Source organism: Stenotrophomonas sp. STEN008 (genome assembly GCF_056760435.1).
Genome location: NZ_JBRRET010000015.1, coordinates 1 through 20,396, shown reverse-complemented (window position 1 = coordinate 20,396; position 20,396 = coordinate 1). Strand labels below are relative to the sequence as shown.

Genomic DNA, 20,396 nt, shown 5'->3' with positions numbered 1-20,396 from the left:
TCCGCCGGTCTGGTACATGCCGGTTTTCGAGCCCGCACCGTCCGCCGCCTATACTGGTGGCGCTGCTATCTGTCCTGTACGGAGCATTGCCATGAGCACCTCGGATTTCCGTTCCCTGCACGCGCTATACGATCCGGACAACACCGAAGCCGAGCGCGAACCGTCCCCCGATCCCAACTCCTTCGTCGCCACGCTGCGCCGCATCGGAACCGGTGCTGCGGCGGATGGTCAGCCTTGGCCGGAACGACATCAACTGCCAGGGCGTTGCCTTCAGCTAGCGGATGCGGACTGCGCCGTGGCCGGTCTGCGTGTGGTCGCGGAGTTGATGCTGGCTGCGGAACGGACTCGGCAGAACGGCCCGTCCGAGGAGTACGTGGGGGATCGGGTGATGGAAGGGTTGAAGATGGCGTGTGTGGCGTTGACGGCGCAGGTGGCTGATCGGTTGCAGGTGCGGGAATAGCACGTGCTTCGCTATGCGCATTCGCTGCAATGCACCGGATCGTATGCACGGTCCGAATCATTCGCCCCAGCCTGAGCCATTTGGCGTCTTACACTGGCCTCAATATGCCAAGCCGGACTTTCCTTGCCATGGCGGCGGCAGCGCTGCTGGGGTTGCTCATGGGCCGGATATATTCACCGCCCACCACAATGAGTCTTGAGAGATACACAAGACTCGCCGACTCGGAGTTCGCCATGTTTCGGGCCGAAGCCAAGCGCTTCGCCGAAAAGTTGGCTTGCCAAGGGGTCGCCATGGGAAGACATGATTCCGGCGCACGCTTCTTTGTCGTGAGCGTGCGGACAGATCCCATCCTGTTCGTGGACAACTCTGGACCTAAGCTGTTGGTCGTCACGATGCCTGCGGTTGCAAGCGATGCAATGGACCTACAACACTGGCGAGATGGGTGGGACTCACCAGAGAAACGGAGGAGAAATTTGAGCTCGCCTGAGACCGGCTGCGCTCGTTCCGCATCCCATTAGCGCCCATCTCCATCTTCCCCAACAGCCAAACGCGTCAATCAATGACACAGGCAGCCTGGTTCTGGCTAGAATCCTGGGCACTTAGCCTCTGGGACAGGGATCGAGGATGGAACTCCCATTCGAGGTGGGTCCGCTCTACAACCGTCAGGAGCAGATCCATGGCGTATTTGGCGGGCAACGGCAAGGCGGCATTTCGATACCCAAGGATCATCCGCTAGTCATCGCGTTCACTTGCGAGGCCGGCGCGTCTCACGGCTACCATGCTTTCTGGGACGACGACGAAGTCTTTCATTACTTCGGCGAGGGTCAAGTCGGAGACATGAAGTATGTAGCGGGCAACCGAGCCATTGGCGAGCACGCCAAGGATGGCAAAACGCTCGTAGTGTTCCAGATGATGGGCAAGGGGCGGCCCTACCGGTACCTCGGTAGGTTCATGTGTCAGTCCTCCTACGTTCAACCAGGCACGCCCGATCGAGAAGGGCAGCCATGGTCTGCCATTGTGTCCCGCTTGAGATCACTGGAAGCCTCGCTGGGCCTTGCCCCAGGTGAGACGGACAAAGCTGAGATCGATGCCGCTATCGATGACGTTGGCGCAACCAGCGCAAGACGCGAAACTGAAGTGCGGACGAAGCAACGCCTTTTCCGTGAGCGCCTGATCGGCGTTGAGAAGGGGTGCAGGCTAACTGGCATTGAGGACCTGAGATTCCTCCGCGCGAGCCACATCAAGCCATGGGCAGATAGCACTAATAGCGAGCGTGCCGATGGCGAGAACGGACTCCTGCTGGCTCCCCATGCGGACCTGCTGTTTGATCTGGGATGGATTAGCTTTTTATCGAGCGGACGCGTACTCGTTTCGAGCGGCCTACCGTTTGAGGTCCAAGATCGGCTCGGTCTGAACTTGGATACATCGCGTCGGCATGGAATTTTCTCACCAAGGCAACTTGGCTTCTTGGAACTCCACCGAAACGTTGTATTTGATCGCCGCAATCCCCCATAGCATTCCCCAGAGCATTGGCTTCCTGCGCCTTCTATAAGAGCCCACTGATTCTCCGTTCAGCTGTAGCTTCCACGAAGTAGACACAGGTGAGCGGATAGGTTGAAGAAAAGATCAAGCGCTGATCCGCCCGATGCAAGTCGGCCTTGGTCTTTGATCTGGTCCAGTTCCAGGCGGAAGTAGCAGTCAATGCGACTCGACCCTAGCCGCGATCGAAAGCTGGGCGAAGATGGCGAGGGCATTATGTAGAAGGCCCTGCGGCCCAATACGGAGGATGCACTCAAGGAGCACTAGCGACAGCCGGAGGACCTGCAGGAAGCGTTTAGCAGGGCAGTTCTGGAGATCCGCGCCCGGAAAGAGATGACCTCTCTGCTGGGAAATGGCGCAAGCCGATGTACTTGGTCACCAAGCGAGGGCCAGGAGATGAAGGCACCGCGTTGACGATGACGAAGCTCTGTCAACGGTTCCAAGTTGCGGGTCGGGAGACGTACCACAAGCCGACGAGGGGCATGGCCAAGGTCAAGCCCAAGCTGGATGAGCGAATCAGTGGGACCATTGAAAAAGGCAGTTCGTTCGCAAGCATCCTTTCGAAAGCCAGCTGTACGCTACACAGTTAATCGCTGAGTGGATCATCTTCTGCAACCAGCAGCACCTCTCATCATGCGCTGTTGATGCTCTGCCCATGGATGGCCTATGCCACCACATTAATCGCGTGACAAAGGCAGAATCTGGCGCACCATTAGATACTTACATGGAGCACAATTCGGTTAGCATCATCTTGGAACTCTCACACATCAAGGGATATGACCGCAATGAGAGATGGAGCGCGCAAGGAAAAACTGTCAATTTATCTTGCCAGAGAAGGAATTGAAGACTACGGATTATTCATTAAGCATGAAATGGTTGAAGCAATGCACCATATTCCGGTTGACTGCGAAGAAGCCGTGGTATTCATAAAGAGAGAGCCGCCATCCAAAACTCCTGCCTGGGCTCATCTTCTAACTGAGCACCCAGGCGCGCCTGAGATGAGGTTTGGAAAGAGCGCAAGCGTCGGGGCAGTTCTCCTAATTAAGCTAGAGCTTAGAGTATTTTTGATTTCCTTTGGATCTGGCTTTCACCTCATCCATCCTGAATCCATGGAACGGGATTTCGGACTGCGTGTAACATTGAACGCAGTAGATCCAGGCAAGCTCAGGAGCCTAGACAAGGCAAGCTACGACGATAGTCCATTAAGCTCCAGGACACAAAGCACCACGCAGTCCGACATATTCGACTTGCAGGCCAACTCAGAATCCGACCTGGTGTATGCAGTTACGGGTGCGTGCAGATTTCCTATATTGGGAAGCCACATTACTGGTCGGGACACACTCACCCTGATGGTCGAGACAGACATTCCAGGAATATTACCAATCCTTACAAAGGCCCTTGAACTATTTAGAGATCCACTGCCTTCTGCATACAGCTGGATTGATAACGTCGCGAGGGTTCGAGATCCCGACACAGTTAATCTACTGGACCTGTTTCTTGACGACCTAATTAGACGAGACGGCGAAGGCAATCTATGGATGGGGGAACCTGAAATTGTAGACTGGGAATCAAACGCGGGGTACTCATTTGACATGCGACCCAACACCCCGAGGCACCAGATTCTTCAGATCTCCGATCTCCGCGAATACATCGACTCCAAGGGCATAGAGTTCTGTCTAACCACAATTAAGTCGTCGACTGTCCACATAAACAATTCAGAATACAACTCAATTCGAAGCTGGTCCGCCTACAGATGCCTTTACGCGGAGATTTCCGAAGGAAACGACAGGTTCACGCTTCGAAATGGCGTGTGGTTCAGGATTGAATCTGACTTCATCAAAAGAGTAGATGATAGCCTTACCAAAATTCCAGTCACGGCCAATTCACTTCCAATCTATTCTTTCGCAAACGAAGGCGAATACAACCAGCATGCATCAGATCTGGTCGACAATATACATCTAATGGACAAGAATAATATTCAACTAGGCGGGCCACTCGACAAGATCGAGTTTTGCGACCTAATTGAAGGGTCCGAAAATTTCATTCACGTAAAATACTATCGCTCGTCAGCCACTCTGAGTCACTTATTTGCTCAAGGCTTAACTGCGGCAGAGGCGTTCGTAAAAGACGAAGCGTTTCGCCAGCGACTAAACAAGAAACTTCCGCAGAGCATTGCATTGAAGGACACCAAATCCCGCCCTGACGCATCAAAATATACGGTAACTTATGCAATCGCGACGGATAAATCTATCCCGTCCGAACTCCCCTTCTTCTCGAAAGTTTCATTGAAGAACGCCACTTCACAGCTTCTCGCATTGGGCTATAAAGTGAGGCTTACCGCGATCCCCATCGACCCTCAGTTGCCACTCATTAAAAAGCAGAAACCTAAGAAGCAGAAACTGTGAGTGAATTTTGACCTGCAATCGCCTAGGTTCTGTAGGCGTACCGGCTCGATTTTGGATCCATCACATAGGAAATTCCATGCTCGTTGATAGCCTTTCTCATCGCCCTAGAAACCAAGAGAAAGCTCGGAATTTCCAACAACTTTCGTCCCGAATAGCTCATAGAGTCGAGTGCGGAGACCAGACGGACCTTTGGCACGCTAAAGGGGAAAACAGTTCCTACACTGGGATGCCCGTGCGCAGCATATCTACGCGCTCTAAGCTTCAGCACTCGAAAGACGGTCGATGTCAGCCACCCGTCCAGTGACATAAGTTGCTCCTCGTCCGTTACAAGCGGATAGAAGCTCATCACTCCCCGAAATCTAATCTGCCCAATTCCTGAATTAAGATAGTTGTGCAAATCAGACTTATAGAGACTTCCACAGACATACCGCCGCACCTGCAACATAGCTGTAATCAGGTCCGGGTCATACCCAACTGGGACACGAACACCTGCAAGGGCGGCTCCCTTAAGCGGCTGAAGAAGATTTCTGTAGAGCAGGTACGATATTCGCTTCTTAATTCTTTGCTCGGAGGATTTTTTGATGCCAAGCGCCCTCATTGAGACCGCATAACCGAGAAAATCAAAACTACGCTTCTCTCGCATCTCCGCTTTACCTACCATATCGGAAAGCATACTAATTCCTTCCGACTTGGCAAAGTTTATTTTTACTTCAGACTGACGAGAGAAGTCTGAAATACAGCGAACAGCTCTGCAGATGGAATCATAGCTATCACTACAGATGACTGTGTCATCAGCATAGCGGGCGAATTTCACCCCAATCTTTTCCAGAGACTTATCAAGAGAAAGGCACGCTACATTCGCCAGGAACAGCGAAACCGAAGTTCCCTGAGGAATCCCCTTATCGCTCAGAAGGAATTTCTTGAGTATCCACTCATCCTCTTCACTAATCAGCAATCCATTTGAATTCAGCTGCGCCTGTAGATGACGATGGGAAATGTTTCCGAAAAAATCTGAAAAGTCGTACTCCGCAATGTATGCACGATCGAATCCAGATATGTCTGAATGCATGTCTTGTATTGCAAAATGGACATTGCGATCATCTCTATAGGCATATGAGAAAGCACTAAATCGATGCCTATTTTTCGACAGCATCCGCTCGTACACGATCTTGGAAACTACAGCGTCAGGAATCTGGTAAATTCGCAGCTTACGCTTCCCCCCTGATGCCTTTGGAACATCTTTCTCGTGGGGCGACTCTGGATTGTACGTTTTCAGAATAATCTTCCGAACGATGGCTCTCGCCATTGCTCGAGCTCTGCCGCGACAATAAAACGGATCGAACTTTCTATTCTTTTTCCAATAGTCGGGCTTGATTACAATCTTTGCGGGCACCACACCGAGTCTTTTCGCCATGCGAACAGTCTCAGCGTGTAGGTTATTGTGATAGACCTCATATCGCCGAATTAGCTTGTTGCACTCTAAGACAATCTCGGCAGCCAGCTCCTTTTCGCTAATCATTTATCCATCCTTGATACCAAGAAAAAAGAGTAAAAAAAAGCCCGAGCGAACTCGGGCCACGGTACCAATCGGGTAAAGTAGGATATCAGGTGGCCTCAGTTCGCACCTCGGCTCCGAACGGCATACCGCCTTAGATCGGTCCCGCTAGCCCCCTTGGGGCATGTATGGATTCTTCCCCATTTTTGATATCTATTCAAGCTCAGAGCACGGGCGTCAACCCGTGCCCCTGACAGTTCAATCAAACCCCAACAGGATTAGCCTTCTCCGGATCAATCTTGTACTGCTTGATCGCCCGGGCCACATCCTTCGCGGTCATCTTCCCTTCCTTCGCCAGCGCCGCAATCGCGGCGTGCGCGATGTAGTACCGGTCAACCTCGAAGAAGCGACGCAGGTTCGCACGGGTATCCGAACGGCCGAAACCATCCGTACCCAGCACCGTGTACGACATCGGCACGAACGCGCGGATCTGGTCCGCATACGCACGCACGTAGTCGGTAGCGGCAATCGCCGGGCCCTGGCGGCCTTCCAGCAGCTCGGTCACGTAGGCCTTGCGCTGCTCGCCTTCCGGATGCAGGCGGTTGTGGCGCTCCACATCGAAGCCGTCGCGGCGCAGTTCGTTGAAGCTCGGGCAGCTCCAGATATCGGCGGTCACGCCGAAGTCCTTGTCCAGCAGCTCGGCGGCGGCGATGGCTTCGCGCAGGATGGTGCCCGAACCCAGCAGCTGCACGCGCAGTTCGCCCTTCTTCGGCTTGCCGGCGTCGGTCAGCAGGTACATGCCCTTGACGATGCCCTCGGCTGCGCCTTCCGGCATGTCCGGGTGGGCGTAGTTCTCGTTCATCAGGGTCAGGTAGTAGTACTCGTCTACCTGGTCTTCCATCATCGCCTTGGTGCCGTGCTGCAGGATCACCGTCACTTCGTAGCCGAAGGTCGGGTCGTAGCTGCGCACGTTGGGGATGCCACCGGCCACCAGATGGCTGAAGCCATCTTCATGCTGCAGGCCTTCACCGTTCAGCGTGGTGCGGCCGGCGGTGCCACCCAGCAGGAAGCCGCGGGTACGCATGTCGGCGGCCTGCCAGGCGATGTCGCCCACGCGCTGGAAGCCGAACATCGAGTAGTAGATGTAGAACGGCAGCATCGGCACGTTGCTGACCGAGTAGCTGGTACCGGCGGCCATCCACGAGCTGATCGCGCCCGGCTCGCTGATGCCCTGCTGCAGCACCTGGCCGCTCTGGTCTTCGCGGTAGAACATCAGCTGGTCGGCGTCCACCGGCTTGTACTTCTGGCCGAACGGCGCGTAGATGCCGATCTGGCGGAACAGGCCTTCCATGCCGAAGGTGCGGGCTTCGTCGGCCACGATCGGCACGATGTGCGGGCCCAGCTCCTTGTCGCGCAGGGTGATGTTCAGGCTCTGCACGAACGCCATGGTGGTGGAGTACGTGCGTTCGCCGCTGCTCTTCAGCAGGCGCTCGTAGGTTTCCAGCTTCGGTGCGTTGAAGCTCTTGTCGGCCTTGCGGCGGCGCTGCGGCAGGTAACCACCCAGGGCGGCACGGCGCTCCTGCAGGTACTGCACTTCCGGCGAGTCCGGGCCGGGGTTGTAGAACGGCACCTGGCCGTCCTTGAGCTGCTCGTCGGTCACCGGAATGTTGAAGCGGTCGCGGAAGTGCTTGACGGCTTCGTCGTCCAGCTTCTTGGTCTGGTGGGTCGGGTTCAGCGCTTCACCGGCGCTGCCCATGCCGTAACCCTTCACGGTCTTGGCCAGGATGACGGTCGGCATGCCCTTGGTGTTCACGGCCTGGTGGTAGGCGGCGTACACCTTGTGCGGGTCGTGGCCACCGCGGTTGAGGCGCCAGATGTCGTCGTCGGACAGGCCGGCGACCATCGCGGCGGTCTCCGGGTACTTGCCGAAGAAATGCTCGCGGGTATACGCGCCGCCGAAGGCCTTGCAGTTCTGGTATTCGCCGTCGACGGTTTCCATCATCAGCTTCTTCAGGACGCCGTTGGTGTCCTTGGCCAGCAGGGCATCCCAGTAACCGCCCCACAGCAGCTTGATGACGTTCCAGCCGCCGCCGCGGAACACGCCTTCCAATTCCTGGATGATCTTGCCGTTGCCGCGCACCGGGCCGTCCAGGCGCTGCAGGTTGCAGTTCACCACGAAGATCAGGTTGTCCAGGCCTTCACGGCCGGCCAGGGCGATGGCACCCAGGGTTTCCGGCTCGTCCGACTCGCCGTCGCCGATGAAGCACCACACCTTGCGGTCGGACTTCTCGATCAGGCCACGGTTTTCCAGGTAACGCATGAACTGCGCCTGGTAGATGGCGGCCAGCGGGCCCAGGCCCATCGACACGGTCGGGGTCTGCCAGAAGTCCGGCATCAGCCACGGGTGCGGGTACGAGGACAGGCCACCGCCGTCCACTTCCATGCGGAACTTGTCCAGCTGCTCTTCGCTGATGCGGCCTTCCAGGAAGGCGCGGGCGTAGATGCCCGGGGCGCTGTGGCCCTGGATGAACAGCAGGTCGCCCGGGTGGTTGTCGCTCGGGGCGCGCCAGAAGTGGTTGAAGCCCACGTCGTACAGGGTGGCGCCGGAGGCGAACGAGGCGATGTGGCCGCCCAGGTCGCCCGGCTTGCGGTTGGCGCGGACCACGGTGGCCATCGCGTTCCAGCGGATGATCGAACGGATGCGCCATTCCAGCTCGGCATTGCCCGGGCTCTTGGCCTCGAACTGCGGCTCGATGGTATTGACGTATTCGGTGGTGGGAGAGAACGGCAGGTAGGCGCCCGAACGACGGGTCAGCTCCACCATGCCTTCCAGCAGCTGATGCGCGCGCTCGGAGCCCTCGACATCAATAACGGCCTTCAACGACTCGATCCACTCCTGGGTTTCCACAGGATTCGGGTCGTTGTTCAGCACCTCGTTCAACCAGTTCATTAGCGCTCCCATAACCGCACGCACGCGCGCGACTGTTGTATAGATATCTAGACCGCAAAGTGTAGCGCACCAAGGGCTTTCGTCACTTGGCTACGCTGGCGTATGGACGCATGCAGCCAGTGTCCGCAAGGCATGTCCCGCCTGTCTTCGGCGGGCCAGCAGGCGCGCTGCAGGCCGCTGCGGCGGGCCTCGGACCGCTTCGGGCACGTCGCGATTGCCCGCCTGGCGCATGTGCAGAACGAAGTGTTACCCAGGGCGATGACCGTTGTAGGGCACGGCCGACCGCGTGTGGGCCTGCGCCGGGGGCACCGCAGCTGAATGACTGATGCGGTGTCGCGCCCGGCTCTGGACCGGGCTGCGCCGGCCGCGCAAGGTGACGGCGAGTGTTGGCACTGCCGCAACGGCCCGCCGTCTGGCTGCCTCGCTCCCTTCCACAGTGGTCCCCGGGGCGCACCGCAAGGGCGCCCTTTCTGTGTACGTGGCCCAAACGCGGCACGGTTGTGGCCGGATCGATGCTTGCCGGCGCCTGCCCTATCGATATATCGTTTCGATACTCGTTACCGATATATCGAAATGAGCCGTTCCCCTTCCCCCAGAACCCGTTCCAGCGAATCGGCCGTGCCCCGCCGCCATGGCCAGCCACGCGTGCTGAGCCGGGGCGACCTGCGCCTGCTGGTGCTGGCCCTGATCGGCGAGCAGCCGCGCCATGGCTACGAGCTGATGCAGTTGATCAGCAACCAGTTCCTGCAGGCCTACACGCCCAGCGCCGGCACCATGTACCCGCTGCTGGCGAGCTTCGAGCAGGCCGGCTGGGTGGCATCGGAGGAAGTGGATGGCCGCCGGGTGTTCCGCATCACCGCCGCCGGCGAGTTCGAGCTGAAGGTGCAGCGCACCCAGGTGCGCCTGGCCCAGCGACGGGCCTTCGATCGCGCCCGCGAGATCACCAAGGCATCGCTGCCGCCGCCGCTGGCCAGCGCCCTGCGTGACTTCAAGCGGGCGCTGGTGCATCACCACGGCCGCTGGGCCGAAGGCGAGGCCGAGCAGGTGGCGGCGCTGCTGTCGCAGGCATCGGCACTGATCAACGGCACCACCGGTAGCGAGCCCACCTCTTCAACGACCCAGCCAGACTGACTCCAGCCAGGTCTCCCCCTACGCTGCGCCCCCTGCGCGACACCTTTACAGGTATTCCCATGACTGAGCATCACAACGCGCGCCTGCGCCTGGATGTGAGATTCCGCGAACTGACGGTGCTGCGCACCGAGGTGGTCACCCCGCACATGCGCCGCGTCGTGCTGGGCGGCGATGATCTGGCCGGCTTCGATTCGCCCGGCGCCGACGACCACATCAAGCTGTTCTTCCCCAACGCCAGCGGCGAAATGGTGCTGCCGGTGCTGACTGCCGAAGGCCGCAGCTACCCGGACGGCAAGCAGCCGTCTCCGGCACGCGACTACACCCCACGCTGGTGGGACCACGACGCCGGCGAACTGGCCATCGACTTCGTGCTGCACGACCAGGGCATTGCCGGGCCATGGGCCGAACGGGCGCAGCCGGGCGACAGGCTGGTGATCGGCGGCCCGCGCGGCTCGTTCGTGGTGGCCGACAGCTACGACGCCTATGTGCTGATTGGCGATGAAACCGCGCTGCCGGCCATTGCCCGCTGGCTGGATGTGCTGCCGGAGGGCGCCGAGGTGCAGGCCTTCATCGAAGTGAGCGATGAAGCCGAGCGACAGGACCTGCCGCAGTACGAGAACGTGCAGATTCACTGGCTGGAACGCAATGGCTTCCCGGCGGCCAGCAGCACGCTGCTGGAAGACATGCTGACCGACTTCGAGGCGCCGGAGGGCGACACGTTCTACTGGATCGCCACCGAATCGCGTCGCGCACGGATGATGCGCAAGTTCATCGAAGGCCATCTGGGCGTGCCGCGCGACTGGATCCGCTCGACCGGCTATTGGAAGGCGCACCCGGACGATACCGACGGCGACTGAGCGCGCCGCGTTTGCCTCAGTCTGCGTGAGCCGGGCATGGCCCGGCTCTGCAGCAGGCAGCCACCGGGATGTGTTGCTGTCGCCATCCGAACCGGTGCGCGGCCCAGATCTCCAGCGCCATCAGCAGCACAACGACCAGCCACGGCAGCAGCAGGCCGAAATACACGCCCGGCATCATGCCGTTGATCTGCGCTTTCACCAGCCGCAACACGCCGCGGGTGTGCAGCAGTTCGTCCACGCGCATCGTCAGCGCTTCGCGCACCACCGTCGGCTCCACGCCCAGTACACCGGCCTTGTCCACCAGAGTGTCTTCCACCAGCCCGCGCAGCACGCCTTCGCGCACCTTGCCGATCACCCAGCCACTGGCGCGTCCCAGTGCGCCATCGCCCAGGCCATCCAGTACCGGCAGCGGGTGTTCGCTGAGGTAGGCCGAGGCGACGGCTTCGGCCACATCGCCCACCGTGCCTTCGCTGTGCAGCGCATCGCGCATGCGCGGGTCGTCAAGCGAGTCGGTGAACCCGTGGCTCCACTGGGTCACGAGCGTCTGCAGATGCGGCTGGAAATGGTCCATCTGCTGGAGCAGCGCGCGGTGCGCGCCCGCGGTGAAACCCAGCTGCAGGCCGAAGAAGGCAGTGCCCAGCGGCAGCAGCAGCGCGTAACTGGCCAGCAGCCAGTGATGCCAGCGCCTGCGCCGCTGCAACCAGCCGCGGCGGCGCAGCGCATACCAGCCGGCCAGTCCGACCATGAGGCCCAGCAGCGCGCCCAGCACGCTGCCCACTGCCAGATCGAGCACGCTCAACCCGGCCCAGAATTCGTTCAACCAGTACTGCACGTCCTGCATGGCCTTCCTTCCGTGGATGAAACAGCAGGCGATTGTAGGACCGGGTTCACCCTCGGTGGCTCTTCGGCCCATGCCACAGGGTCAGACCCCTTGTCCCACGGAGCGGCGCATGACGCCGGCAGCGGATCGACCCGGGCAGATGCGACAATCGCGCTCCTTTCCAGTTGCAACGAGGCCCCTGTGGGCAAACTGACCTTGGCCGGCGTCGATGCGCTGCGCTCCCGCTTCAACGACGACGCCGCCTGTGATGGCGCGCTGGCGGCCTTCGCTGATCCGGCCGCCCTGCGTGCACCGCTGCGGGATCTGTTGGACGCCGAACACCGGTTCCTGCAGGCCGAGTACGAAGTGGCGCAGGTGGCCGATGTGCTGCGCCGCGACCAGAAGTACGCGCCGGTGGGCCGGCCGTCGGTGCATATCGTGCAGCTGCGCAAGCAGCAGGCGGCGACCAGGCAAGCCGCGTTGATCGCACGTCAGGTGGTGGCGCAGGCCGCGCAGACCTTCGTGCGGATGAGTGGCATGACGGTGAAGGCCAAGCAGAGCCCGAGCGAGGCGTGTGCAGCGTGGTTGGGCGCGCTGCGCTGAGCGCGCGTACCCGGTAGTGGCCAACACGCGTTGCCCGCGCTCAAAAAAGAAGGCCCGCTTCGCAGCGGGCCTTCTGCCTTCTCACGACGAGTGAGCGGGGTGCATCAAGCGGCCGGCTTCTCGCCGGTGGCTTCGGTGGTGATGCGGATCTTCACTTCATCGCTGACGTTCGGGGCGTAGGCGCCCACGCCGAAATCGCTGCGCTTGAGGGTGGTGGTGGCATCGAAGCCGGCGGCCGGAACCTTGGCCATCGGGTGCTCGCCACCGCCGTTGATGGTGACGTCCAGGGTCACCGGCTTGGTGATGTCCTTGATGGTCAGATCGCCAGTGACGGTCAGCTTGTTGGTGCCGGCCGATTCCACCTTGGTGCTCTTGAAGGTGGCCGCCGGGAACTTGGCAGCGTCGAAGAAGTCGGCGCTCTTCAGGTGCTCGTCGAACTTGGCGGTGAAGCTGTTGAGGCCGCTCAGCGGCAGCTTCACTTCCACGGTGGACTTGGTCACGTCGGCGGCGTCGTACACCAGGGTGCCTTCGGCGTTGCCGAAGTGCGCGCTCGGGTTGGAGAAGCCGAAGTGGCTCCACTGTGCCAGCACGTCGGTGTGGCTCGGGTCGAGCTTGTAGGTGCCCGAGGCGATCTGGATCGCTTCGGCGGCCGGCGCGGCAGCGGCAGCATCGGCAGCCGGGGTGGCGGCCGGCTGTTCGGTGGCGGCCGGAGCGGCGGCATCAGCGGCCGGGGCAGCGGTATCGGCCGGCTTGGAGCAGGCGGCGATGGCCAGGGTCAGGGCCAGCGGCAGCAGCAGTTTACGGGTGGCGCTCATCTGAGGAACTCTCCGGATCGTAGGGTGGGTACAGGGTGCAGCAATGGCCCGCCGCAACCGGCGGGCCCGAAACCGATACAGCGACTTACGCGATGCGCGCCGCTTCGTCGAACGACAGACGCGGCAGGCGCGGGAACAGGCCCGCCGGGTCACCGTACCCCAGGTTGACCAGGAAATTCGACTTGATGCTGGTGCCGGCGAAGAAGGCTTCATCGACCTTGGCCGGGTCGAAGCCGGACATCGGGCCGGCATCCAGGCCCAGCGCGCGCGCGGCCAGGATCAGGTAGGCGCCCTGCAGGCTGCCGTTGCGGATGGCGGCCTCGTGGCGGCCTTCCTGCGGGCCGTCGAACCAGGACTTGGCGTCGGCGTGCGGGAACAGGTACGGCAGCTTCTCGTGGAAATCCAGGTCGAAACCGATGATGACGGTGACCGGTGCGGCCATGGTCTTGTCATGGTTGCCTTCGGACAGCGCGGGGGCCAGCTTGGCCTTGGCTTCGGCCGACTTCACGAACACGAAGCGCGCCGGGCTGGCGTTGGCCGCGGTTGGGCCCCACTTCACCAGCTCGTACAGTTCCTGCAGCAGGCTGTCGTCCACCGGGGTGTCGAGGAAGGCATTCTGGGTGCGGGCGGTGCGGAACAGCTGATCCAGTGCGGCGGCGTCAAGCGCGTGGGACATCGGTGCATCTCCAGGGCGGCGAAGGGGAGTCAGTGCCCGCGGGCAACGCGGGGCGAAACGACCAGCCGCAGTGTAGAGTGTCGCGACTGTTGCAACACCCAGCAGGGCTGAAACGAATTAATGCCAATGGTGAAACGATCGAGCGCACCGTGGACGGTCACCGATGGCCGTGCAGGCAACGTCCGCCAGGCGGTCGCGCTGGCCTCGGCGCTGCGCCAGGGCACCTATCGACCCGTGGTACTACAGCCTCGGGCGCCCTGGCGCTGGGTCACCCCGCGGCGCCTGCCCGGGGATGCCAACGGCTACGGCGATGCGTTCGCGGCACTGGCTGCCGAGCCCCCTGCGCTGGCGATCGGCTGTGGCCGCCAGGCCGCCGGTGCGCTGCGCGTGCTGCGCGCCCGCGGCACGCAGGTGGTGCAGATCCTCGACCCGCGCATCGGCGCCAGGCATTGGGACGTGGTGGTGGTACCCGAGCATGATCGCCTGCGCGGCAGCAATGTGCTGACCCTGATCGGCAGCCTCAACCCGGTCGATGACGACTGGCTGGCCTGGGGACGGGCCGCGTTCGCCGGCTTCAGCACCCTGCCCGGTCCGCGCACTGCACTGCTGGTGGGCGGCCCGACGCCGCTGGCGCCGTGGGACGAAACGGCGATGGTCGGTGTGTTCCGCGCCCTGGCCGCGCAGATCCGCAGCGAAGGCGGCAGCCTGCTGGCCACCACCTCGCGACGCACCCCGCCGGCACTGGCCGAGATCCTGCGCGCGACCTTCGCCGACCTGCCGCACGTGATCTGGGGCGATGGCGGCGACGGGGTGAATCCGTATGGCGGCCTGCTCGGCTGGGCCAACCGGGTGGTGGTATCGCCCGATTCGGTGAACCTGCTCTCTGAAGCCTGCGCCACGCGCATGCCGGTGATGGTGGCGCTGGCGGAGACCGCGCAGGGACGCCTCGCCCGCTTCCAGCAGCAGCTGCACGAGCGCGGGCGATTGCAGACACGCTGGCTGGACTGGCAGTACGACCGCATCGAACCACTGCGCGAAACCGCGCGCATCGCCGCCGAGGTCAGGGCGCGGCTGGCATTGGGGTAACGCCCCACCGTTGACGGCTGGTGTGTTCCTGAACGGGTGGTTTTGGATTTGCCTTTGGCCGGGCGGATAATGGGCGATTCCCCTTGTCCTCCTGGCTCGCCATGTCCGTGCGTCCTGCCCCCGTTTTTGCCCCGCTGACCCCGCGCGCCCTGGTGCTGGCCGTGCTGGCGATGGGCGCGGTGGTGCTGCTGTCGAACGTGCTGGTGCAGTACCCGATCAACGACTGGCTGACCTGGGGTGCGTTCAGCTATCCCGTCGCGTTCCTGGTGAGCAATCTGATCAACCGCCGCTTCGGCCCGGGACCGGCCCGGCGCGTGGCCTGGATCGGTTTCGCGGTGGCGGTGCTGTTGTCGGTCTGGGTGGCGACGCCGCGCATCGCCATCGCATCGTGCTCGGCCTTCATCGTGGCGCAGCTGCTGGACATCACCGTATTCGACCGCCTGCGCCGGGGCAGCTGGTGGCGTGCGCCGATGGTAGCCACCACCTGCAGCGCGACGGTGGACACCACGATCTTCTGGTCGATCGCCTTTGCCGGTTCCAGCCTGCCGTGGGTGAGCTGGGCGGCAGGCGATCTGGCCGTGAAGCTGGCCATCGGCGTGTGCCTGCTGGCGCCGTTCCGCGCGCTGCTGTGGAAGATGGCGCCGCTGCGCGCGGAAAGCGCGCGGTGATTCCGCCGGGCATGGCCCGGCGCTACCGCTGCGTTTGTTTGGATGACGCCGGCATGGCGCAGCGCGCCTGTTCGGGTAGCGCCGGGCCATGCCCGGCGGCCTCGCCGCCGATCAGCCGAACGGCAGGCCGGCCGCCCGGCAGGCCGCACTGATTGCTGCGCAGGCCGCTTCGATGGCCGGTGTGGTCGGTGCCAGCCGCGGGCGACGGTCCAGCGTGCAGGCCAGGCCCACATCCAGCAGAGTGGCATGCGCAGCGTGCAGTGCCTGCGCGGTGGCGACCGGCAGGAATTCCGCTGCGGCCAATGCATCGATCAACGACGGCGTATCGCGGGGTGACAGCAGCGCCGGTACCTGTGCACTGCGCTCGAGCACACCGGTCTGCAGCAGGAACTCCAGGTCCACCACGCCACCGGCGCCCTGCTTCAGGTCGATGCGCGCGGCATCGCTGCGGTCCAGTTCGGTGCGCATGCGCCCTCGCATCTTCAGCACATCGGCATAGAGGGTGGCGGGGTCGCGTGCACGGCCCAGGGTCTGCGCACGCACCTGCTCGAAGTCGGCCAGCAGGCTGGCATCACCGGCCACGCCGCGCGCACGCACCAGCGCCTGATGCTCCCAGGTCCACGCGCGTTCGCGCTGGTATTCAGTGTAACTGGCCAGGGACGAGACCAGCGAGCCTTTGCCGCCGTCCGGCCGCAGGCGCACGTCGATGTCGTACAGCCGACCGGCGGCGGTGACCGCACCGAGCAGGGCCATCACCTTCTGTGCCAGCCGCGCGTACCAGCGTCCCGGCTCCAGCGCGCGCGCGCCATCGCTGGCCTCCACGCCCGCCGGATGGTCGTGCAGGAACACCAGGTCCAGATCGGAACCGAAGCCGAGTTCGAGGCCCCCCAGGCTGCCATAGCCGATGATCGCAAAGCGCCCGCCGGGAATGCCCCCGTGCGCGGCCTGCATGTCGGACTCGGCCATGGCCAGCACCGTGACCACCACCGCCTGCGCCAGTTCGGCCAGCTGGCGGGTACTGTCGACCGCGCCCTGGCGGCCGTCCAGCGTGGCCATCGCCATGCGGAAACTCAGGGCCAACCGGGTTTCGTTGAGCCAGCGCAACGCGGCTTCCGGATCTTCGACCGTCAGCGCCTGCTGGCATTCGGCCAGCATGCCGGCCGCATCCGGCATCGGGCCGGACACGCGCACGTCCAGCAGTTCGTCCAGCAGCAACGGATAGGCCGCCAGGCGCTCGGCCAGCAGCGCGCTGCGCGCCAGCACATCCACCAGCCGCGCCAGCGCACTGGGCTGTTCGTCCAGCAGGGCCAGATAACTGGTCCGGCGCAGCACCGCCTGCAGCAGGCCGAGTACGCGCTTGAGCGCGGCATCCGGTTGCGGCGAGCGCGTGGCGGCGTGCAGCAGCGCCGGCAGCACGCGGTCCAGCCGCGCGCGCGCGGCGTCGGACAGCGACTTCACGCCGGTGCTCTGCGCGAAATCGCGCAGCGACTGATCGGCGCCGTTCGCATCGAGGAAACCGGCTTCGGCCAGCAACGGCGCGTCACTGCCACCCGGCAGGCTGCGCCAGTAGTTGGCCAGCGCGTCCGGCGCCGCCTGGCCCTTGCGCGGTGCCAGCAATGCAGCGAACTCGGTGCTGACCCGCTGCTGCTGCACGGTCAGTGCGGCGCGCAGCGCCTCCCAATCCGGGTAACCCAGGCCCAGGGCGATGCGCTCGCGGTCGATCGCATCTCTGGGCAGCACATGCGTCTGCGCATCGCGCAGCATCTGCAGCCGGTTCTCCAGGCGGCGCAGGAACAGGTAGGCCTGCTCCAGCGATGCGCCGTCTTCGGGCGCGATCTGGCCCGCCGCCACCAGCGCCTGCAGCGCCACCAGCAGGCGACGTTCACGCAGGGCCGGTTCGCGGCCGCCACGGATCAGCTGCAGTGCCTGGCACAGGAATTCGATTTCGCGGATGCCACCGGCACCGCGTTTGATGTCTTCATGCAGTTCGCGGCGGGCGACTTCAGCCGTGATCGCAGCTTTCATCTCGCGCAGTCCGTCCAGCGCGGTGAAGTCCAGATAGCGTCGATAGACGAACGGGCGCAGCGTCTGCAGCCACGCCTCACCGGCGGCGATATCACCGGCCACGGCACGTGCCTTCAACCAGGCGTAGCGCTCCCAGTCGCGGCCCTCCCGCTGGAAGTACTGGTCCATCGCAGCGAACGACAGCGCAACGCGGCCGGCACTGCCAAACGGGCGCAGGCGCAGGTCGACGCGGTGGCTGAAGCCATCGACGGTGGTTTCATCCAGCAGCTTGGCCAGGCGCTGGCCGAGCCGCGCGAAGTATTCTTCGGCGGCCAGCGGACGCGGTCCGTCCGATTCACCGCCCTGCGGGTAGGCGTAGACCAGGTCGATGTCGGAGCTGAAGTTGAGTTCGCCACCGCCGAGCTTGCCCAGGCCAAATACGACAAGTTGCTCGACGCGGCCCTCGTCATCACGGATCACGCCGTGGCGCTGTGCGAATTCCTGCTGCAGGGCGTCCAGCGCCAGCCGCAGGCAGTCTTCGGCCAGGGCGGTGGCGCCGGCCAGGGTCTGCGCCACGTCATCCAACCCGGCCAGATCGCGCCAGACCAGGCGGGTCGACATCGCCGCACGCCAACGCCGCAGCTGCGCCGGCCATTCGCCGGGCTGCACCGGGTCGAGCACCGGCGCCGGCAACGGCGGGCACTCCGGCAGGGCCAATTGCGACAACAGGCCGGGCTGCCGCACCAGCGTGTCCAGAGCGAAGTCACTGGCGATGGCCAGTTGGGTCAGCAGGGGCCGCAGGTCGGCCGGGATCGGTTCCGGAACCACCTGGGCCAGGCGCGACAGGGCACGATCAACCAGGGGCTGCAGCGCGGCGGGCAGTTCGGCGGGGGCGAGGGTCATGCGTTGATTCTCGCGGCGCCGGGCGCCTTTGCCAACGGCGGGAAGTCGCTGCGCCGCCGTCCATCGCGCGCATTCATCCTGGGCAGCGGGCAATAAAAAAGCCCGCTTGCAGCGAACTGCCAGCGGGCTCTGCTCCCTCCCCCACGTCGGGATGCAGGGCCATCCTGCGGGCTGCGAAAGGACTTTGCACGCTGCACTGCAAAACAGAACCGGCGGGTATGGATAGCCCCGCCCGCGAAAAGCCATTCCACGAAGGTAGCCCCCCCGTACGCCGGGGGATGGCCGATAATCGAGGCTCCCCCCAGAAACACTGTCGTCATGTCTGTTGATCGCATCGCCAACGCGCGTCTCCGCGACCGCGTGGTCTCCGCCGAGGCCGCAGCCGCGCTGATCCAGCCGGGTGAAACCGTGGCCATGAGCGGGTTTACCGGCTCGGGCTATCCCAAGGCCGTCCCCGTGGAACTGGCGCGCCGCATCGAAGCGGTGCATGCCCAGGGCCAGCCCTTCCAGATCAAGCTGATGACCGGCGCCTCCACCGCGCCGGAGCTGGACGGTGCGCTGGCCAAGGCCGATGGCATCGCCATGCGCATGCCCTTCCAGAGCGACCCGGATGCGCGCAACCGCATCAATGAAGGCAAGCTGGATTACATCGACATCCACCTCAGCCACGTCGCCCAGCACGTCTGGTTCGGCTTCTACGGCGAGATCGACACCGCCGTGGTGGAAGTCTCGGCCATCCGCGAGGACGGCTCGCTGGTGCCGTCCACCTCGGTCGGCAACAACAAGACCTGGCTGGACCTGGCGAAGAAGGTGATCGTCGAGGTCAACGAGTGGCAGCCGGCCGGCGTCGATGGCATGCATGACATCTACTACGGCACCGCGCTGCCGCCGCATCGCAAGCCGATTCCGCTGGTCAACGCCAACGACCGCATCGGCGATACCGCGCTGCGCTGCGACCCGGACAAGATCGTGGCGGTGGTCCGCACCAACGGCCCGGACCGCAACAGCCCGTTCAGCCCGATCGATGCGACCAGCGAGCAGATCGCCGCGCACCTGATCGACTTCCTCAAGCACGAAGTGAAGCACGGCCGGCTGCCGCCGAACCTGCTGCCGCTGCAGTCCGGCGTGGGCAATATCCCCAATGCGGTGCTGGCAGGCCTGGCCAGGAGTGGTTTCCGTGATCTGGCCGCGTTCACCGAGGTGATCCAGGACGGCATGCTCGACCTGCTGCGCGACGGCGTGCTGAGCTATGCCTCGTGCACGGGCTTCGCGCTGAGCCCGCAGGCCAACGAGACGTTCAAGGAGAACATCGACTTCTACCGCGAGCGCATCATCATGCGCACGCAGGAAATCTCCAACCATCCCGAGCTCGTGCGCCGGCTGGGCTGCATCGGCATGAACGGCATGATCGAGGTGGACCTGTACGGCAACGTCAATTCGACGCACGTGATGGGCACGCGGATCATGAACGGCATCGGCGGCTCTGGTGACTTTGCCCGCAACGGGTTCCTGTCGGCGTTCCTCAGCCCGTCCACGGCGAAGAACGGCACCATCTCGGCGATCGTGCCGATGGCCAGCCACGTCGACCACACCGAACACGATGTCTCGGTGATCGTCACCGAGCAGGGCCTGGCCGATCTGCGCGGCCTGACCCCGCGCAAGCGTGCGCAGGTGCTGATCGACCGCTGCGCGCACCCGGATTTCCGCCCGCAGCTGCAGGACTACTTCGACCGCGCCAGCCGTGAGAGCTATGGCAAGCACACCCCGCACCTGCTGCCGGAAGCGTTGTCCTGGCACCAGCGGTGGCTGGATACGGGCACGATGAAGGGTTGAGGCATAGGGTTCGCCGGGCATGGCCCGGCGCTACCGTTGCATCCTTCGCCGCTTCGCCCGGGGGGGGGGGGCGGGGGCCCGGGGGGCGGGCGGCGGGGCGGGGGGGGCGGGGGGGGGGGGGGGGGGGGGGCGGCGGGGGGGGCGGGGGGGG

General features: G+C 63.2%; 15 protein-coding genes. 9 read left to right on the top strand and 6 right to left on the bottom strand.

Annotation, left to right across the window (positions count from 1 at the left end):
• Window positions 1-91 precede the first annotated feature (91 nt).
• The 3 genes from ACVOME_RS09360 to ACVOME_RS09350 all read left to right on the top strand — a co-directional run bounded on the left by ACVOME_RS09360 (window position 92) and on the right by ACVOME_RS09350 (window position 4,404).
• The gene (locus ACVOME_RS09360; protein WP_197600618.1) at window positions 92-460 is read left to right on the top strand and encodes a hypothetical protein; all 369 of its coding nucleotides are present in this window, start codon (window positions 92-94) and stop codon (window positions 458-460) included.
• Between the two features lie 624 nt (window positions 461-1,084).
• Window positions 1,085-1,975: an HNH endonuclease gene (locus ACVOME_RS09355; protein ID WP_481505014.1), complete on the top strand. Its 891-nt coding sequence runs from the start codon at window positions 1,085-1,087 to the stop codon at window positions 1,973-1,975.
• An 809-nt stretch (window positions 1,976-2,784) separates the two neighbouring features.
• Window positions 2,785-4,404 (top strand): TIGR04141 family sporadically distributed protein, encoded by a 1,620-nt coding sequence (locus ACVOME_RS09350; protein ID WP_481505013.1) that lies wholly within the window; start codon window positions 2,785-2,787, stop codon window positions 4,402-4,404.
• Window positions 4,405-4,426: 22 nt separating this feature from the next.
• Here ACVOME_RS09350 and ACVOME_RS09345 read toward each other — a convergent pair whose 3' ends face one another.
• On the bottom strand, window positions 4,427-5,923 hold the full coding sequence (locus ACVOME_RS09345) for a reverse transcriptase domain-containing protein (RefSeq protein WP_481505012.1): 1,497 nt from the start codon (window positions 5,921-5,923) through the stop codon (window positions 4,427-4,429).
• Between the two features lie 238 nt (window positions 5,924-6,161).
• Complete coding sequence (gene aceE, locus ACVOME_RS09340; protein WP_065175416.1) at window positions 6,162-8,849, bottom strand: pyruvate dehydrogenase (acetyl-transferring), homodimeric type; 2,688 nt, start codon at window positions 8,847-8,849, stop codon at window positions 6,162-6,164.
• 573 nt (window positions 8,850-9,422) lie between these two features.
• On the opposite strand from aceE, the gene ACVOME_RS09335 reads away from it, so the two are divergent.
• Both ACVOME_RS09335 and ACVOME_RS09330 read left to right on the top strand, forming a co-directional pair.
• Window positions 9,423-9,980 (top strand): PadR family transcriptional regulator, encoded by a 558-nt coding sequence (locus ACVOME_RS09335; RefSeq protein ID WP_053520111.1) that lies wholly within the window; start codon window positions 9,423-9,425, stop codon window positions 9,978-9,980.
• A 59-nt stretch (window positions 9,981-10,039) separates the two neighbouring features.
• Window positions 10,040-10,837, top strand: a complete 798-nt coding sequence (locus tag ACVOME_RS09330; protein ID WP_065175417.1) for a siderophore-interacting protein — start codon at window positions 10,040-10,042, stop codon at window positions 10,835-10,837.
• A gap of 16 nt (window positions 10,838-10,853) precedes the next feature.
• Here the strand turns inward: ACVOME_RS09330 and ACVOME_RS09325 are convergent, their stop codons facing one another.
• The gene (locus tag ACVOME_RS09325) at window positions 10,854-11,678 is read right to left on the bottom strand and encodes a hypothetical protein (protein WP_368865992.1); all 825 of its coding nucleotides are present in this window, start codon (window positions 11,676-11,678) and stop codon (window positions 10,854-10,856) included.
• 180 nt (window positions 11,679-11,858) lie between these two features.
• Here ACVOME_RS09325 and ACVOME_RS09320 point away from each other — a divergent pair, with 180 nt between their 5' ends.
• Complete coding sequence (locus tag ACVOME_RS09320; protein ID WP_164151053.1) at window positions 11,859-12,260, top strand: hypothetical protein; 402 nt, start codon at window positions 11,859-11,861, stop codon at window positions 12,258-12,260.
• Window positions 12,261-12,364: 104 nt separating this feature from the next.
• Here ACVOME_RS09320 and ACVOME_RS09315 read toward each other — a convergent pair whose 3' ends face one another.
• Both ACVOME_RS09315 and ACVOME_RS09310 read right to left on the bottom strand, forming a co-directional pair.
• Entirely contained in the window at window positions 12,365-13,075 is a 711-nt protein-coding gene (locus ACVOME_RS09315; protein WP_074902043.1) for a YceI family protein, read from the bottom strand.
• A gap of 85 nt (window positions 13,076-13,160) precedes the next feature.
• The gene (locus tag ACVOME_RS09310) at window positions 13,161-13,751 is read right to left on the bottom strand and encodes a malonic semialdehyde reductase (RefSeq protein WP_053520115.1); all 591 of its coding nucleotides are present in this window, start codon (window positions 13,749-13,751) and stop codon (window positions 13,161-13,163) included.
• A 126-nt stretch (window positions 13,752-13,877) separates the two neighbouring features.
• Here ACVOME_RS09310 and ACVOME_RS09305 point away from each other — a divergent pair, with 126 nt between their 5' ends.
• Window positions 13,878-14,837 carry a mitochondrial fission ELM1 family protein gene (locus tag ACVOME_RS09305; RefSeq protein ID WP_164151055.1) on the top strand — a complete coding sequence of 320 codons (960 nt, stop codon included), beginning with the start codon at window positions 13,878-13,880 and terminating at the stop codon, window positions 14,835-14,837.
• Between the two features lie 101 nt (window positions 14,838-14,938).
• On the top strand, window positions 14,939-15,505 hold the full coding sequence (locus ACVOME_RS09300) for a queuosine precursor transporter (RefSeq protein ID WP_053520117.1): 567 nt from the start codon (window positions 14,939-14,941) through the stop codon (window positions 15,503-15,505).
• Between the two features lie 111 nt (window positions 15,506-15,616).
• Here the strand turns inward: ACVOME_RS09300 and glnE are convergent, their stop codons facing one another.
• Entirely contained in the window at window positions 15,617-18,412 is a 2,796-nt protein-coding gene (gene glnE, locus ACVOME_RS09295) for a bifunctional [glutamate--ammonia ligase]-adenylyl-L-tyrosine phosphorylase/[glutamate--ammonia-ligase] adenylyltransferase (RefSeq protein ID WP_481505011.1), read from the bottom strand.
• Window positions 18,413-18,730: 318 nt separating this feature from the next.
• Here glnE and ACVOME_RS09290 point away from each other — a divergent pair, with 318 nt between their 5' ends.
• Complete coding sequence (locus ACVOME_RS09290; protein WP_128988074.1) at window positions 18,731-20,245, top strand: acetyl-CoA hydrolase/transferase family protein; 1,515 nt, start codon at window positions 18,731-18,733, stop codon at window positions 20,243-20,245.
• Window positions 20,246-20,396: the final 151 nt, after the last annotated feature.

Coding starts and splice junctions, on each gene's coding strand:
- ACVOME_RS09325 (WP_368865992.1), bottom strand. CDS start 11,678: ATGCAGGACGTGCAGTACTGGTTGAACGAATTCTGGGCCGGGTTGAGC.
- ACVOME_RS09360 (WP_197600618.1), top strand. CDS start 92: ATGAGCACCTCGGATTTCCGTTCCCTGCACGCGCTATACGATCCGGAC.
- ACVOME_RS09335 (WP_053520111.1), top strand. CDS start 9,423: ATGAGCCGTTCCCCTTCCCCCAGAACCCGTTCCAGCGAATCGGCCGTG.
- glnE (WP_481505011.1), bottom strand. CDS start 18,412: ATGACCCTCGCCCCCGCCGAACTGCCCGCCGCGCTGCAGCCCCTGGTT.
- ACVOME_RS09300 (WP_053520117.1), top strand. CDS start 14,939: ATGTCCGTGCGTCCTGCCCCCGTTTTTGCCCCGCTGACCCCGCGCGCC.
- ACVOME_RS09350 (WP_481505013.1), top strand. CDS start 2,785: ATGAGAGATGGAGCGCGCAAGGAAAAACTGTCAATTTATCTTGCCAGA.
- ACVOME_RS09345 (WP_481505012.1), bottom strand. CDS start 5,923: ATGATTAGCGAAAAGGAGCTGGCTGCCGAGATTGTCTTAGAGTGCAAC.
- ACVOME_RS09290 (WP_128988074.1), top strand. CDS start 18,731: ATGTCTGTTGATCGCATCGCCAACGCGCGTCTCCGCGACCGCGTGGTC.
- ACVOME_RS09330 (WP_065175417.1), top strand. CDS start 10,040: ATGACTGAGCATCACAACGCGCGCCTGCGCCTGGATGTGAGATTCCGC.
- aceE (WP_065175416.1), bottom strand. CDS start 8,849: ATGAACTGGTTGAACGAGGTGCTGAACAACGACCCGAATCCTGTGGAA.
- ACVOME_RS09315 (WP_074902043.1), bottom strand. CDS start 13,075: ATGAGCGCCACCCGTAAACTGCTGCTGCCGCTGGCCCTGACCCTGGCC.
- ACVOME_RS09355 (WP_481505014.1), top strand. CDS start 1,085: ATGGAACTCCCATTCGAGGTGGGTCCGCTCTACAACCGTCAGGAGCAG.
- ACVOME_RS09310 (WP_053520115.1), bottom strand. CDS start 13,751: ATGTCCCACGCGCTTGACGCCGCCGCACTGGATCAGCTGTTCCGCACC.
- ACVOME_RS09305 (WP_164151055.1), top strand. CDS start 13,878: ATGGTGAAACGATCGAGCGCACCGTGGACGGTCACCGATGGCCGTGCA.